Genomic DNA, 14,891 nt, shown 5'->3' with positions numbered 1-14,891 from the left:
GGTGTCGAAGGTTGCTTACTTCCGCTCGCGGAACATCTCGATAATCGCCGAAAAATCCCGTCCACCATTGCCCTGCTTCTCGAACAGCGCAAAAAGCTGGGCCGCCTCGGCACCCATCGGCGTCGAGGCGCCGCTTGCCAGTGCCGCCTCCTGCGACAGCTTGAGATCCTTCAGCATCAGCGCCGCGGCAAAACCCGGTTTGTAGCCGTTATTGGCCGGCGAGGTCGGCACCGGTCCCGGCACCGGGCAATAGGTATTGATCGACCAGCACTGGCCTGACGAGGTCGAGGCGACGTCGAACAGCGCCTGGTGCGAGAGGCCGAGTTTTTCGGCGAGCACGAAGGCTTCGCAGACGCCGACCATCGAGATGCCGAGGATCATGTTGTTGCAGATCTTTGCCGCCTGGCCGGCACCGGCCTCGCCGCAATGGACGATCCTCTTGCCCATGGCCTCGAGGATCGGCTTCGCCTTGGCGAAGGCCTCGTCCGAGCCGCCCGCCATGAAGGTCAGCGTGCCGGCGCTCGCCCCGCCGGTGCCACCGGAGACGGGTGCGTCGAGCGACAGGCAGCCTGCGGCCTTGGCCATCTCATGCGCCTTGCGGCTGCTGTCGACATCGATGGTGGAGCAATCGATCACCAGCGTGTCCTGCGCCGCCGTCTGCAGGATATCGGTCCAGGCCGTCAGCACGTGCCGGCCCTGCGGCAGCATTGTGATGACGATCTCCGCGTCCTTGACCGCCTGGCTGGCATGACTTGCCGGTTTGACGCCGCTCGCCTCGGCCGCCTTCAGCACCGACGCCGCGAGATCGAAGCCGAGGACCTCGTGACCTGATTTGACGAGATTGGCCGCCATCGGCCCGCCCATATTGCCAAGCCCGATGAATGCGATCCTTGCCATGGTCTTCTCCTATCGATTGTCTTCGAGGATCATCGCCGCCGCCTTTTCGGCGATCATGATCGTCGGCGAATTGGTGTTGCCTGAGGTGATCGACGGCATCACCGAGGCATCGGCGATCCTGAGCTTGCCGAGCGCCCGGAACCTCAGCCGGGGATCGACGACGCTGTCCCTGTCGGCGCCCATGCGGCAGGTGCCGACGGGATGGAAGATCGTCGTGCCGATATCGCCCGCCGCCCGCTCCAGATCGGCCTCGGTCTGATAGCTGGGGCCCGGCTTGAACTCCTCCGGCTTGAACCTCGCGAAGGAAGGCTGCGCGACGATCTTGCGCGTCAACCGTATCGAACGGACAGCTATGTCACGATCGCGCTGCGTCGAGAGGTATTTCGGGCTGATCGTCGGCTGGGCGGCAAAATCCGGGCTCGACAGGTGCACCGAACCCCGGCTTTCCGGTCGCAGATTGCAGACGCTCGCCGTGATCGCCGGGAAAGGGTGGACGGGATCGCCGAATTTTTCCAGCGACACCGGCTGCACGTGATATTGCAAATCAGGCGTCTCGCGATCAGGCCCCGAGCGGGTGAAGATGCCGAGCTGGCTCGGCGCCATCGCCATCGGCCCGGAGCGGCGAACGAGATATTCGAGCCCGATCGCCGCCTTGCCGATCAGCTTCGTCGCCTTCTCGTTCAGCGTCGGAACGCCAGTCACCTTATAGGCCAGACGCAGTTGGAGATGGTCCTGCAGGTTCTCGCCGACACCCTTGACCTCGGTGACGACATCGACGCCCGCCCGCTGCAGCACATCGCCCCGGCCGATGCCGGAGAGTTCGAGAATATGCGGCGAGCCGATCGAACCGGCCGAAAGGATGGTTTCTCGGGCGGCATAAGCGCGTTTCGCCACGCCGTCGTGCTGGAATTCGACGCCGGCGACGGCGCCCTCCTCCACCAGCAGCCGCCGGACCTGCGCCTTGGTCAGCACGGTCAGGTTGGAGCGCTTGCGCGCCGGGCGCAGGAAGGCTTTCGAGGTGTTCCAGCGAATGCCGGAACGCTGGTTGACGTCGAAATAGCCGGAGCCTTCATTGTTGCCGCGGTTGAAATCCGCCGTCTCCGGAATGCCGGCTTCTCTCGCCGCCTGCTGGAAGGCGTCGAGCACCGCCCAGCGCACGCGCGCCTTCTCGATGCGCCATTCGCCGCCGACGCCATGCATCTCGTCTTCGCCGCGATAAAAATCCTCGGACTTGCGAAAGAACGGCAGAACATCATCCCAGCCCCAGCCGGTGCACCCCATCTGCCGCCAGAGATCGTAGTCGCGCGCCTGGCCGCGCATGTAGATCATGCCGTTGATCGACGAGCAGCCGCCGAGCACCTTGCCGCGCGGATAGCTCAGCGCCCGGCCGTTCAACCCCGCTTCCGGCGCGGTGGTGAAGCACCAGTCGGTGCGCGGATTGTTGATGCAGTAGAGATAGCCGACCGGGATATGGATCCAGTGGTAATTGTCGTTGCCGCCGGCTTCGAGCAGCAGCACTATGCTCTTGCCGTCGGCAGAAAGCCGGTTGGCAAGCACACAGCCGGCGCTGCCTGCCCCGATTATGATGTAGTCGTAACGATCCATGTGCCCTGCACGAAGCCCCAGATGCCGCCCGTTCAGCGGCGATAGACGAAGCCCAGCTTCCGCCCCAGCCGCGAAGCGTAGAATTCGCCGATGATACCGCGGCGGAAGATCAGCACGCAGACCATGAAGACGATGCCGGTGATGATCGTCACCGGAAATTCCGAGGTGGCGAGGTAGTTTTCCAGCACGACGACCAATCCGGCGCCGAAGAGTGGGCCGATCAGCGTGCCGATGCCGCCGAGCAGCGTCATCAGGATCACCTCGCCCGACATCTGCCAGGCGACGTCGGTCAGCGTCGCGAACTGGAAGACGATCGATTTGACCGCGCCCGCCAGCCCCGCAAGGGCTGCCGACATGACGAAGGCGCCGAGCTTGTAGCGCGCCACGGAATAGCCGAGCGAGATCGCCCGCTGTTCGTTCTCGCGGATCGATTTCAGGATCATGCCGAACGGCGAATTGATGAAACGCCAGATGATCAAGATGCCGACGAGGAAGACGGCCAGCACGAAATAATACATGTTGGTCGAGCTGTTCAGATCGATGAACCCGAAGAGATGGCCGCGCGGCACCGACTGGATGCCGTCCTCACCTTCGGTGAACTCCGCCTGCAGGCAGAAGAAGAAGAACATCTGCGACAGCGCCAGCGTGATCATCGCGAAATAAATGCCCTGGCGGCGGATGGCGAAGAAACCCATGACGAGGCCGAGAAACGCAGCCCCCGCCACCCCGATCAGGATGCCAAGTTCCGGCGGCAGGCCCCATGCCTTCACCGTATAGGCGGTGAAATAGGCCGCGCCGCCGAAGAAGGTGGCGTGGCCGAAGGACAGCAGGCCGGTATAGCCGAGCAGCAGGTTGAAGGCGCAGGCAAACAGCGCGAAGCAGAGCAGCTTCATCAGGAAGATCGGATAGAAGAAGAACGGCGCGAGCAGGAGCAGCAGCAGCCCGATGGCGAGGAAAGCGGCCTGCACCGAAAGGGCGGTTCGGCTTTTTTCCGTTCGGATGGTTTCGGTGATGTCAGCCATGTCAAGCATCCCGGCCGAAGAGGCCCGCGGGCCTGATGAGAAGCACGATCGCCATAATGACGAAGATCACGATATTGGAGGCCTCGGGATAGAAGACCTTGGTCAGGCCCTCGGCAATACCGAGCACGTAGCCGGTGATGATCGCACCCATGATCGATCCCATGCCGCCGACCACGACCACGGCGAAGACGACGATGATCATGTTCGAGCCCATCAGCGGCGAGACTTGGTAGATCGGCGCGGCCAGCACCCCGGCAAAGGCCGCAAGCCCCGCGCCGAGTGCGTAGGTGAAGGTCAGGAGCATCGGCACGTTGACGCCGAAGACCTGCACCAGCACGGCGTTTTCGGTGGCGGCGCGGAGATAGGCGCCGAGCTTGGTCTTTTCGATCAGCAGCCATGTGCCGAGGCAGACGACGAGCGAGACGACCACCACCCAGCCGCGATAGATCGGCAGGAACATGAAGCCGAGATTGGCCCCGCCGGCAAGGGCGGGCGGCGTTGCGTAGGGCTGGCCGGACGAGCCGTAGAGATAGCGGAAGGTGCCTTCGACGGCGAGTGCCAGCCCGAAGGTGAAGAGCAGGCCGTAGAGCGGATCGAGATCGTAGAGCCGGCGCAGGAACAGCCGCTCGATGACCGCGCCGGCAAGGCCGACGATGACGGGCGCCAGGATCAGCGACGGCCAATAGCCGATGCCGGCATAGGTCAGCAGCAGATAGGCGACGAAGGCGCCAAGCATGTACTGTGCGCCATGGGCGAAGTTGATCACCCTGAGCAGGCCGAAGATGATGGCAAGGCCGAGGCTGAGCAGCGCATAGAACGAGCCGTTGATCAGGCCGATCAACAGCTGGCCGAGCAGCGCCTGCAGGGGAATGCCGAAGATCATCGTCATCTGGTCACACTCCCAGAACCTTGTGCAGCGTATCCATGCGCTGCGGCAGTTCGCCGACCGGGAATTCCGACACCATCTGCCCATGATCCATCAGATAGAAGCGATCGGCAATACGGCTGGCGAAGCGGAAGTTCTGCTCGACGAGCAGGATCGTCATGCCGCGTCCTTTCAGCGTCTGCAGCACCTCGCCGATGCGCTGGACGATGACGGGGGCAAGCCCCTCGGTCGGTTCGTCGAGAATGAGCAGCCGGACGCCGGTGCGCAGGATTCGCGCGATCGCCAGCATCTGCTGCTCGCCGCCGGAAAGCTTGGTGCCCGGGCTGCCGCGACGCTCGTAGAGATTGGGAAAGAGCTCGTAAATTTCGTCGAGCGTCATTCCGCCCTTCGCCACGACAGGCGGCAGCAGCAGGTTTTCCGACACGGTCAGCGTCGAAAAGATGCCGCGCTCCTCCGGCACGAAGCCGATGCCGCGATGCGCCGTCTTGTGCAGCGGCACCTGCATCATATCGCTGCCGGCAAAGCTGATCCTGCCCGTGCGGGCGCGCACGATGCCGGTAATGGTGCGCAGCGTCGTCGTCTTGCCGACGCCGTTGCGGCCGAGAATGGTGATCGTCTCGCCTTCGGCCACCCGCATGTCGACGCCGTGCAGGACATGGCTTTCGCCGTACCAGGCGTTCAGTCCCTGGACTTCAAGGAGAGCGGCCATCAATGCTCCTCCGTGCCCATATAGGCGACGCGCACGCGCTCGTCCTGGCTGACCGTGGCATAGTCGCCCTCGGCAAGAATCTCGCCGCGCTGCAGCACCGTCACATGCTGGCAGATATTGGCGACGACCGAGAGATTGTGCTCGACCATCAGCACCGCCCGGTCGCGGGCGACGTCGCGGATGATCGCCGAGACGACGCCGACGTCCTCAAGCCCCATGCCGGCCATCGGCTCGTCGAGCAGCAGCACCTTCGGGTCGAGCGCCAGCGTCGTGGCGATCTCCAGCACGCGCTTGCGGCCATAGGAAAGATCAGCGGCGATATGATCGCGCTCCTTGGAAAGCCCGACGCTGGCGAGCAGTTGCTCGGCGCGTTCGTTCAGCCGGTCGAGCGCCGAAAGCGGCCGCCAGAACTGGGTGGAAAGATTGTTCGGCCGCTGCAACGCCACCCGCACATTGTCGAGAACGGAGAGATGCGGGAAGACCGCCGAGATCTGGAAGGAGCGCACCAGTCCCATGCGCGCCACCCTGTCGGGTGCCGTCCCTGTTATGTCGGTGCCCATCAGCGTGATCGTGCCTGCGGTCGGCTGCAGGAACTTGGTCAGCAGGTTGAAGACCGTCGTCTTGCCGGCACCGTTCGGACCGATCAGCGCATGCACGCTGGCGTCATGCACGTCGAGATCGACGTCCTTGACGGCCGTGAAGCCGCCGAAATCGCGGCGCAGGCCGCGGGCGGATAGTACCACCCGCGGCTTTTCCTGCGTTTCAATCGCGGAAACCGCCATTTCGCTCACTTCACCAGGTCACAGCCGCTCTTGGCGGGATCGATATAGGCTTCCTTACCGGGAATGGTGGCAAGCACGTTGAAGTAATCCCACGGCTCCTTGCTTTCGGAAGGCTTCTTGACCTGCAGCAGGTACATGTCGTGGATCATGCGGCCATTGGCGCCGACCGTGCCGCCACGACCGAAGACGTCGTCAACCGGCATTTCATGCAATAGCTTGGCAACGGCCTCCGTCTCGTCGGTGCCGGCCTTCTGCACCGCCTTCAGATATTGCGTCACCGCCGAATAGGTGCCGGTATGGACCATGTTCGGCATCTTGCCGGTGCGGTCGAAGAACTTTTTGGCGAAGGCGCGGCTTTCGTCGTCGCGGTTCCAGTAATAGCCTTCCGTCAGTGTCAGGCCCTGCGCTGCTTCAAGCCCGAGGCCATGGACTTCGGCAAGCGTGAAGAGCAGCGCCGCCAGATGCTGGCCGCCTTGAGTGATGCCGAATTCAGCCGCCTGCTTGATGGCGTTCGAGGTATCGAGGCCGGCATTGGCAAGGCCGATCACCTTGGCGCCGGACGATTGCGCCTGCAGCAGGAAGGACGAGAAGTCCTGCGTCGACAGCGGATGACGGACGGCGCCGACGACCGTGCCGCCGCTCGCCTTGACGTATTCGCTGGTCTGCTGCTCCAGCGAATAGCCGAAGGCATAGTCGGCGGTCAGGAAGAACCAGCTGTCGCCGCCCTGCTTGACGAGCGCGCCGCCGGTGCCGACGGCGAGCGCATGCGTGTCGTAGGCCCAGTGGAAGCCGTAGGGCGAGCAAGCCTTGCCGGTGAGATCGGTCGTCGCCGCACCGGTGACGATATCGATCTTCTTCTTTTCCTTGCCGATCGCCTGCACGGCGAGCGCCACGGAAGAAGTCGTCAGCTCCATGATCGCATCCACCTGCTCGGTGTCATACCACTGGCGGGCGATATTGGAGGCAATATCCGGTTTATTCTGATGGTCGGCATCGACGATCTCGACCGGCACATCCAGCACCTTGCCGCCGAAATCCTCGACCGCCATCTTGGCGGCCTCGACGGAAGATTTGCCGCCGAAATCGGCATAGACACCCGACTGGTCGTTCAGAATGCCGATCTTGACCTTGCCGTCGGTCGCGCTCTGCGCGAGCACCGCCGTGCTGCTCGCTAGCAGAAATGCAACTGATGCAATGAGATTCTTACGCATATTATCTCCTCCCAGAGATTGGCCAGATTGCGGATCTGTTCAGATTTGGCCAGCCGCACTCCTCAGAACGGCGGACCCTCACCTTACGATCACGGAAATTCCGCGTTGAAGCAACGGGTGGTTTACAACTAATTCCAAACAGTATCTGTTCGTTTTTGAACAGAGGGGATCGCAATGAACAACCCACCGCAGTTTACTTGGGACGATCTTCAGTTTTTTCTAGCCGTCGCCCGCACGGGGCAGCTCTCGACGGCGGCCCGCCAGCTGCGCTCCAGCCATGCCACCGTCTCGCGCCGCATCGACCGGCTGGAATTCACCCTCAAGGTCAAGCTGTTCGAGCGCAATCCGCGCGGTTATGTGCTGACGGCCATGGGCACGCGCTTCGTCGAGACGGCCGAGAAGATGGAGCAGGAGACCGAGCGGCTGCGCGCCGACCTCGCTGACGGCTCGATGGCGCAGCGCGGCCTGGTGCGCCTGAGCGCCCCGGAAGGTTTTGCCAATTTCTTCTTCGCGACCGTGCTGCATCGGTTTGCCGCCCAGCATCCGCATCTGTCGCTCGAACTGGTGACGATCCAGCAGATCATGTCGCTGTCGCGCAAGGAGGCCGATCTGTCCGTCGTGCTCGACGAGCCGAAGGGCGGGCCCTATTTCGCCGAGAAGCTGACCGACTATCACCTGCAGATTTACGGCTCCCGCGACTACCTGGCGAACGCGCCGGCGATTACCTGCCGCGACGACCTGCTTGAGCATCCCTTCGTCAGCTATATCGAGGAGATGATCTTCGCGCCGGGCCTGGATTATCTCAGCGATGTGCATCCGCGCATCAAGCCGCAGTTCCAGAGCTCCAGCATCTTCGCGCAGCTGACCGCCACCCGAAACGGCCTCGGCCTCTGCATCCTGCCCTATTTTTTCGCCAGCCGTTATCCCGAGCTGGTGCGGGTGCTGCCCGCGGAAATCGACCTCAAGCGCCAGTACTGGATCACCTGCCATCGCGACCTGAAACAGGCGCCGCGCGTGCGCGCCGTCATCGACTTCCTGCGTGAGGCGGTGCGCGGCAAGGATGCACGCTTCGTGCCGCCCTATGTCACCGCCGCCGGCCCGGCGCGCCGGTCAGAATCCGAAAGCTGATTACTTGAGAAATTCGGCACGGTGCGGCGTGAAGGCATCGATCAGCCGACCCTTCTCCAGCGCCTTGACGCCGTGGACGAGATTGGGCGGCACAATGAAGCTGCCGCCCTGCCGCAGCACCTCGGTGCGCCCGTCGATCGTCACCTCGAAGCTGCCCTCGGCGACATAACTCGCCTGGATGTGTGGATGCGAATGGGCCGCACCGACAGCGCCGCTTTCGAACACCACCTCCACCATCATCATCTCCGGCAGATAGGTCATGATGCGCCTGGTAACGCCGGGCTCCGGATTGACCCATTCAGCGCCTTCGGCCGATACGAACAGATCGCTTGACGTCATTTCCGCCCTCCTCGTTCCAGAATCGAACGCGGGCAAAGTGGAGCATGCCGACGCTTTTGAAAAGATGGCGCGCGCCGTATTTTCGATAGGCTGGCTTCTGTTGACGCGGTCGGCTGGCGGGTCTATGCGACGTTGAGCGAGGAAGCCTGAATCGTGGGTGAGGAGACGCCGCCATGCAGCAGACGCGCGAGGTTTTCGACTGGGCCGATCCGTTCCGCCTGGTCGAGCAGCTGACCAACGAGGAGCGCATGGTGCAGGACACCGCCCATGCCTACGCGCAGCAAAAGCTCGCGCCCCGCGTTCTCGACGCCTTCCGCCATGAAAAGACCGATCCCGCAATCTTCCGCGAAATGGGTGAACTCGGCCTGCTCGGTCCGACGATTTCCCCCGATTACGGCGGCGCCGGCCTCGGTTACACCGCCTACGGCCTGATCGCCCGCGAGGTCGAACGGGTCGACAGCGGCTACCGTTCGATGATGAGCGTGCAGTCCTCGCTGGTCATGGTGCCGATCGAAACCTTCGGGTCTGAGGCGCAGAAGCTGAAATACCTACCGAAGCTTGCCAGTGGCGAATGGATCGGCTGCTTCGGCCTGACCGAGCCCGATCATGGCTCCGATCCCGGCTCGATGGCGACCCGCGCCAAGAAGGTCGACGGCGGCTACAGCCTTACCGGTTCGAAGACCTGGATCTCGAATGCACCGATCGCCGATGTCTTCGTCGTCTGGGCCAAGACCGAGGACGGCCTCATCCGCGGCTTCATCCTCGAAAAGGGCTGGAAGGGGCTTTCGGCCCCGGCCATCCACGGCAAGGTCGGCCTGCGCGCCTCGATCACCGGCGAAGTGGTGATGGACGCAGTCTTCGTGCCGGAGGAAAATCTTCTGCCCGGCGTCACCGGCCTCAAGGGGCCGTTCACCTGCCTCAACTCGGCCCGTTTCGGCATTGCCTGGGGCGCGCTCGGCGCCGCCGAGGATTGTTATGCCAGGGCACGGCAATATACGCTGGAGCGCAAGCAGTTCGGCCGGCCGCTAGCCGCCAATCAGCTGATCCAGAGGAAGCTCGCCGACATGGCGGCGGAGATTTCGCTCGGCCTGCAGGGCTGCCTGCGGCTCGGCCGCATGAAGGAGGAAGGCCATCCGCCGGTGGAGCTGACCTCCATCCTCAAGCGCAACAGCTGCGGCAAGGCGCTGGAGATCGCGCGCGCGGCCCGAGACATGCTCGGCGGCAACGGCATCTCCGACGAATTCGGCATCGCCCGCCATCTCGTCAACCTCGAAGTGGTCAACACCTATGAGGGCACGCACGACATCCACGCGCTGATCATCGGCCGGGCGATCACCGGCATCGCCGCCTTTGCCAACTAAACCGTCGGTTCGGCACGGCGAATTGCCACGCGCCTGACAATGTGCAACCTTCCCTCTCGCGGCACGACGCCGGCAATGAGGGGATCGCGCATGTTTCTGCTTCTTGCATTGCTGATCGGTGTCATCTCCGGCCTGCGCGCCATGACCGCGCCCGCTGCCGTCGCCTGGGGCGCAGCACTCGGCTGGCTCGACGTGTCGCAAACGCCGCTTGCCTTCATGGGTTACCGCTGGACGCCGTGGATCTTCACGGTTGTCGCCATCGTCGAGTTGATCACCGATCAGCTGCCCTCGACGCCGTCGCGCAAGGTGCCGGTGCAGTTCGCCGCCCGTATCGTCACCGGGGCGCTCGCCGGAGCGACGATCGGCGCCGCCAGCGGCCTGCTCTTCGGCGGGCTGATCGCCGGCGTGATCGGCGCCGTCATCGGCACCTATGGCGGTGCGGCCGTTCGCGCCAGACTGGCCGCCTCCTTCGGCAAGGACCTGCCGGCCGCCCTCATCGAGGATGCCGTCGCCGTCATCGGCGCGGCGCTGATCGTGGTGGCCATATCATGAAAAGCTTTGACGCCATCGTCATCGGCGCCGGCCAGGCCGGGCCGTTCCTCGCCGCCCGCATGGTCGAAAAGGGCATGAAGGTCGCGCTGATCGAGCGCAAATTCCTCGGTGGCACCTGCGTCAATGCCGGCTGCATGCCGACCAAGACGCTGGTCGCCAGCGCCCGTGCCGCCCATGTCGCCAGAAGTGCTGCCGCCTACGGCGTCAATATTCCGGGCGACATCGCCATCGACATGAAGGTGGTCAGAGCCCGCGCCGAAACGGTGACGATGAATGCCCGCAACGGCCTGATCGGCTGGTTTGCCGGGATGGACGGCATGAGCGTGCTCTATGGTCATGCCCGCTTCGAGGGTCCGAAGACCGTCAGCGTCAACGGCGAAACGCTGAGCGCGCCGCGCATCTTCCTCAATGTTGGCGCGCGGCCTGTCATTCCCGAACTGCCGGGTATCGATGACATCGACTATCTCACCAGCACCTCGATCATCCATCTCGACACGCTGCCGCGGCATCTCGCCGTCATCGGCGGCAGCTATATCGGGCTGGAATTCGCGCAGATGTATCGCCGCTTCGGCGCCGAGGTCAGCGTCATCGAGCACGGGCCGAAGCTTGCTTCGCGCGAGGACGAAGATATATCCGACGCGATCGCCGAGATCCTGCGTTCGGAAGGGATTCGCGTGCACACCGATGCGAAGGATATCGGTTTCGCAAGAAATGGCGACGGCGTGAGCGTCACCGCCGGCTCGGCGAAAATCGATGCGAGCCACGTGCTGATCGCCACCGGCCGCAAGCCGAATACCGACGATCTCGGCCTCGATGCCGCCGGCGTCGCCACCGACAAGCGCGGCTATATCACCGTCGACGATAAGCTCGCCACCAATGTCGACGGGATCTTTGCACTTGGCGACTGTAACGGCCGCGGCGCCTTCACCCACACGTCCTACAATGATTTCGAGATCGCCGCCGCCAATCTGCTGGACGGCGACGACCGCAAGCTCTCGAGTCGGATCCCGGCCTATGCGCTTTATATCGACCCGCCGCTTGGCCGCGTCGGCATGACGGAAAAGCAGGCGCGCGAGTCGGGGCGCAGGATCATGGTCTCGACCCGCCCGATGAGCCGCGTCGGCCGCGCCAATGAGCGCGGCGAGACCAAGGGATTCATGAAAGTGGTGGCCGACGCCGAAAGCAAGGAGATCCTCGGTGCGGCGATATTGGGCATCGAGGGCGACGAGGTGATCCACGGCCTGATCGACGCGATGAATGCCGGCACGACCTATCCCATGCTGAAATGGTCTGTGCCGATCCATCCGACGGTGTCGGAGCTGATCCCGACGCTGCTCGGGGATTTGAAGCCGATTTAGCCTTGACCTGACGCTTCGGAAACAGCTGGGGGCGGGCCGCCATGTCTATCGAACTGCTGATTGAGAATTACGGCCTGCTGGCAATCTTTCTCGGGGCTGCCTTCGAAGGCGAAACGGCCGCTTTCCTGGGCGGCGTGGTCGCTCATCGTGGCTTGCTTACCTATTGGGCGGCAGCGTCTGCGGCAACCGTCGGATCCTTCGCCGGCGACCAGTTCTGGTTCTTTGCCGGCCGATACGCCGCCCGATGGAGCCTCGTCCGCCGGCTGCTGGAAAGACCGGCGCTTGCCCGCGTCACCCGGCTTCTGGAAACCAACCCCACAGGCTTCATCCTTGCTTTTCGTTTCCTGGTCGGGTTGCGGACGATCAGCCCCGTCGTCATCGGGACGACTAGGATATCGACCGGGAAATTCGTCGTCCTCAATGCCGTGGCCGCACTGGTCTGGGGACAGCTTTTCACCGCGCTCGGTTATCTCTTCGGACACGGAATCCAGCAGACATTGGGCCACCTCCCCCTTCACCGCCATCTGCTGATCGCGGTCGGAGCCGCGGCTGTTGTCGCAGCCGCCGCGCTTGCCCTTCGCAAGATGAGATCGAGCGCCGGGCACTCATAGACGTGGTGCGGCGTGCTACTCCATGACGATCTGCAGCTTCACGTCGCTCGGCCGCGCCTCGACGGCACGATCGAAGGCCTTGATCGAATCCTCGAAGGTGAAGGTCTCCGATATCAGCGGCTTCAGATCGACGCGGCCCGAGCCGAGCAGCGCGATCGAGCGCTCATACTGATGAGCGTAACGGAACACCGTTTCGATGCGGATTTCCTTGGTCGTCGCCGTCGAGACGTCGAAACCAACAGGATTGACCGGCAGGCCGACGGCGACGATGACGCCGCCCGGGCGCGGCAGCGCCATGATCGTCTCCCAGGCCTTCGGCGAACCGGAGCATTCGAAGACGACGTCGGCGCCCCAGCCGTCGGTCAGCCTGCCCACTTCTTCGATCAGATTCATCTCGCGGATATTGACCGGTATGACGCCCTGATACTGCGCGGCGATATCGAGCTTCGGCTGGGCGAGATCGGCAACGATCGCTCGGGCGCAGCCGCCGGCAAGGGCGGCAATCGCCACCATCGTGCCGATCGGGCCGGCGCCAAGAACGATGGCCGTATCACCCGGCGCAATCTTGGCCTTGCTCGCCGCCTGCATGCCGACCGCGAAGGGTTCGACCATCGCGCCTTCGGCAAAGCTGACATTGTCGGGCAGCTTGAAGGTATAATTGGCGGGATGCACGACCTCCGGCGTCAGCACGCCATGAACCGGCGGCGTCGCCCAGAAACTGACGGCGGGATCGATATTGTACATCCCGAGCCGGCTTGCCTTGGAATTCGGGTCGGGGATGCCGGGCTCCATGCAGACGCGGTCGCCGACTTTCAGATGCGTGACACCGGACCCGACTTCGACCACCGTGCCCGCCGCCTCATGACCGAGCACCATTGGCGCGTTGACGACGAAGGGACCGATCTTGCCGTGGGTGTAATAATGCACGTCCGAACCGCAGACGCCGACGGTATGAACCCTGATCTTGACTTGCCCCGGTCCTGTCTCCAGCGGCAGATCGATATCGCGAAGCGCAAGCTCATGTTGGCGCTCCAGCACCAGCGCACGGACTTTGGTCATGATCGGTTTCCTTCCCTTTTGCCCCCGCGATTCATCGGGTGCCGTCGACACGGACTATAAGACCGTAAGCGGCGGTAATTCAATCGCGCCGATTAAGGCTTTTGCTCAACATGCGATGAAATGCCCATTTTCTATAATCCGAAAGATTCACGCTCCAAGACCTCCGTATGATTCCAGCCGAGGCCGACGGGGAGTACATTCTCAATTCGAGATCCCGGCGATGAGGACAGGCTGAGAGATGAAAAACGGCCCAACATTATCCAGGTCATTCCGGCAATTCTGGCAGCGGCTTGCGGACCTGATCGCCGCGCTGCCGAAAGGCCGCCAGCCGCGGCCGGTGCGCCTTATCGCAAAAACTAGGGATCGAAATCATCCCCCGCAGCGTTCATAGTGATGCGTCGGCATGGCGTCACGGAAGCATGAGGGCTCCGGGCACATGCAGGTCGGCACGATAAGGAAGACCATCATGAAGTCGATCGCGTCATTCTGTCTGTTCGCCTTCCTTCTCTTCACCGCAAGTGAAGCGTCTGCGGCCTTGGAACAAGCCTCGCTTCCATCGCAACCGCAGGAAGAACAGCTCGTTCCTGCCAATCTCGAGCTAACCTTCACCGGCCCGGTCGATCTTGCCCGTTCGACGGCGGTGCTGTTCGATGCCGAGGGTACGGCACTTCCCACAGGCAAGCCGTTTCTCTCCGGGCCTGAGGGATCGATCTTCAAGATTCCGCTCGATCCGGCCATGGCGCCCGGCCTCTATACCGTCGACTGGCGCGTCCTCTCGATGGACGGCCGCAGCGCCGAAGGCCGATACCAGTTCCGGGTCGATCCTTAATGCATGTCGCCTGGAAGTGTGCAGCGGTTCCGGGACAACGATATGCATAAAAGCAAACGGCTAGAGCGCGTCGCATGAATCAAATTTGATGCGACGCGCTTTAGCTCGCTTACTGAAAAGCCTTTATAAGATTTTTATATCGACGGCCGCTTGCCCGTCTCGAACCTTTATGCCCTTCGGCTCCATATTCATGGCCGAGAGATCGAACGATCATCTCCACGCCAGAAAGCATGAAAGGCGGCCCTCCCCAGGATGGCGCCCTTTGTCTTGTCTGACTCCGAGAAAACAACAGGAGTCACGATCATGATGGATATCATTCTGCTTGGCACCGCGATCATATTCTTCGCGCTGTGCTTTGCCTACACCAGAGCCTGCGACAGGCTGTGACCGGAGAAACGACGATGACCCTCGATTATGTCTTGAGCGGTGCCGTAACCGTGTTTCTCACCGTTTACCTCACCTACGCTCTCCTTCGCCCAGAACGCTTTTAAAGAGAACCGGCGCTTCTGAGGTCGCTCATGCGCGACCGGGAGCCAGCCGGG

16 protein-coding genes are annotated in these 14,891 nt (G+C 62.9%); 7 read left to right on the top strand and 9 right to left on the bottom strand.

Annotation, left to right across the window (positions count from 1 at the left end):
* Positions 1-15 precede the first annotated feature (15 nt).
* From mmsB to K6M89_RS21660, 7 genes are read right to left on the bottom strand one after another with little or no spacing between them, the layout of a single operon-like run.
* The gene (gene mmsB, locus K6M89_RS21690) at positions 16-897 is read right to left on the bottom strand and encodes a 3-hydroxyisobutyrate dehydrogenase (RefSeq protein ID WP_064684504.1); all 882 of its coding nucleotides are present in this window, start codon (positions 895-897) and stop codon (positions 16-18) included.
* Positions 898-906: 9 nt separating this feature from the next.
* Positions 907-2,502, bottom strand: coding sequence for a GMC family oxidoreductase (locus K6M89_RS21685; protein WP_222140920.1), 1,596 nt, complete (start codon positions 2,500-2,502; stop codon positions 907-909).
* A gap of 32 nt (positions 2,503-2,534) precedes the next feature.
* Positions 2,535-3,524 (bottom strand): branched-chain amino acid ABC transporter permease, encoded by a 990-nt coding sequence (locus K6M89_RS21680; RefSeq protein ID WP_097582180.1) that lies wholly within the window; start codon positions 3,522-3,524, stop codon positions 2,535-2,537.
* Between the two features lies 1 nt (position 3,525).
* Positions 3,526-4,413, bottom strand: coding sequence for a branched-chain amino acid ABC transporter permease (locus K6M89_RS21675; protein ID WP_222140919.1), 888 nt, complete (start codon positions 4,411-4,413; stop codon positions 3,526-3,528).
* 4 nt (positions 4,414-4,417) lie between these two features.
* Entirely contained in the window at positions 4,418-5,119 is a 702-nt protein-coding gene (locus tag K6M89_RS21670) for an ABC transporter ATP-binding protein (protein ID WP_222140918.1), read from the bottom strand.
* Positions 5,119-5,901, bottom strand: a complete 783-nt coding sequence (locus K6M89_RS21665; RefSeq protein WP_097582178.1) for an ABC transporter ATP-binding protein — start codon at positions 5,899-5,901, stop codon at positions 5,119-5,121. Before K6M89_RS21665 ends, K6M89_RS21670 begins: the two co-directional genes overlap by 1 nt.
* 5 nt (positions 5,902-5,906) lie before the next feature.
* Complete coding sequence (locus K6M89_RS21660) at positions 5,907-7,112, bottom strand: ABC transporter substrate-binding protein (protein ID WP_097582177.1); 1,206 nt, start codon at positions 7,110-7,112, stop codon at positions 5,907-5,909.
* 174 nt (positions 7,113-7,286) lie between these two features.
* On the opposite strand from K6M89_RS21660, the gene K6M89_RS21655 reads away from it, so the two are divergent.
* Complete coding sequence (locus tag K6M89_RS21655; RefSeq protein ID WP_222140917.1) at positions 7,287-8,240, top strand: LysR family transcriptional regulator; 954 nt, start codon at positions 7,287-7,289, stop codon at positions 8,238-8,240.
* Here K6M89_RS21655 and K6M89_RS21650 read toward each other — a convergent pair whose 3' ends face one another.
* Positions 8,241-8,579, bottom strand: coding sequence for a cupin domain-containing protein (locus K6M89_RS21650; protein WP_097582174.1), 339 nt, complete (start codon positions 8,577-8,579; stop codon positions 8,241-8,243).
* 173 nt (positions 8,580-8,752) lie between these two features.
* Between K6M89_RS21650 and K6M89_RS21645 the strand changes: the two genes are divergently transcribed.
* From K6M89_RS21645 to K6M89_RS21630, 4 genes are all read left to right on the top strand, one after another.
* Positions 8,753-9,940: an acyl-CoA dehydrogenase gene (locus K6M89_RS21645; RefSeq protein ID WP_097582173.1), complete on the top strand. Its 1,188-nt coding sequence runs from the start codon at positions 8,753-8,755 to the stop codon at positions 9,938-9,940.
* Positions 9,941-10,030: 90 nt separating this feature from the next.
* Complete coding sequence (locus K6M89_RS21640; protein ID WP_222140916.1) at positions 10,031-10,492, top strand: DUF4126 family protein; 462 nt, start codon at positions 10,031-10,033, stop codon at positions 10,490-10,492.
* Entirely contained in the window at positions 10,489-11,850 is a 1,362-nt protein-coding gene (locus tag K6M89_RS21635; protein WP_222140915.1) for an FAD-containing oxidoreductase, read from the top strand. The genes K6M89_RS21640 and K6M89_RS21635 overlap by 4 nt, the downstream gene beginning before the upstream one ends.
* A gap of 41 nt (positions 11,851-11,891) precedes the next feature.
* Positions 11,892-12,461 carry a DedA family protein gene (locus K6M89_RS21630; RefSeq protein WP_222140914.1) on the top strand — a complete coding sequence of 190 codons (570 nt, stop codon included), beginning with the start codon at positions 11,892-11,894 and terminating at the stop codon, positions 12,459-12,461.
* Positions 12,462-12,476: 15 nt separating this feature from the next.
* On the opposite strand, the gene K6M89_RS21625 is transcribed toward K6M89_RS21630, so the two are convergent.
* Entirely contained in the window at positions 12,477-13,520 is a 1,044-nt protein-coding gene (locus K6M89_RS21625) for an NAD(P)-dependent alcohol dehydrogenase (RefSeq protein WP_222140913.1), read from the bottom strand.
* A gap of 466 nt (positions 13,521-13,986) precedes the next feature.
* Here K6M89_RS21625 and K6M89_RS21620 point away from each other — a divergent pair, with 466 nt between their 5' ends.
* Both K6M89_RS21620 and K6M89_RS21615 read left to right on the top strand, forming a co-directional pair.
* A complete protein-coding gene (locus K6M89_RS21620) occupies positions 13,987-14,349 on the top strand; it encodes a copper resistance CopC family protein (protein WP_097582346.1) in 363 nt (120 codons plus the stop codon).
* Positions 14,350-14,750: 401 nt separating this feature from the next.
* Entirely contained in the window at positions 14,751-14,840 is a 90-nt protein-coding gene (locus K6M89_RS21615; protein WP_003547774.1) for a K(+)-transporting ATPase subunit F, read from the top strand.
* The last annotated feature ends 51 nt before the right edge of the window (positions 14,841-14,891 follow it).

It is taken from the genome of Rhizobium croatiense (genome assembly GCF_019793465.1).
In the GTDB taxonomy this organism is placed as follows: Bacteria; Pseudomonadota; Alphaproteobacteria; order Rhizobiales; family Rhizobiaceae; genus Rhizobium; species Rhizobium croatiense.
Note: the sequence above shows the minus strand (reverse complement) of the source record. Positions and strands in the feature narration are given on the sequence as shown.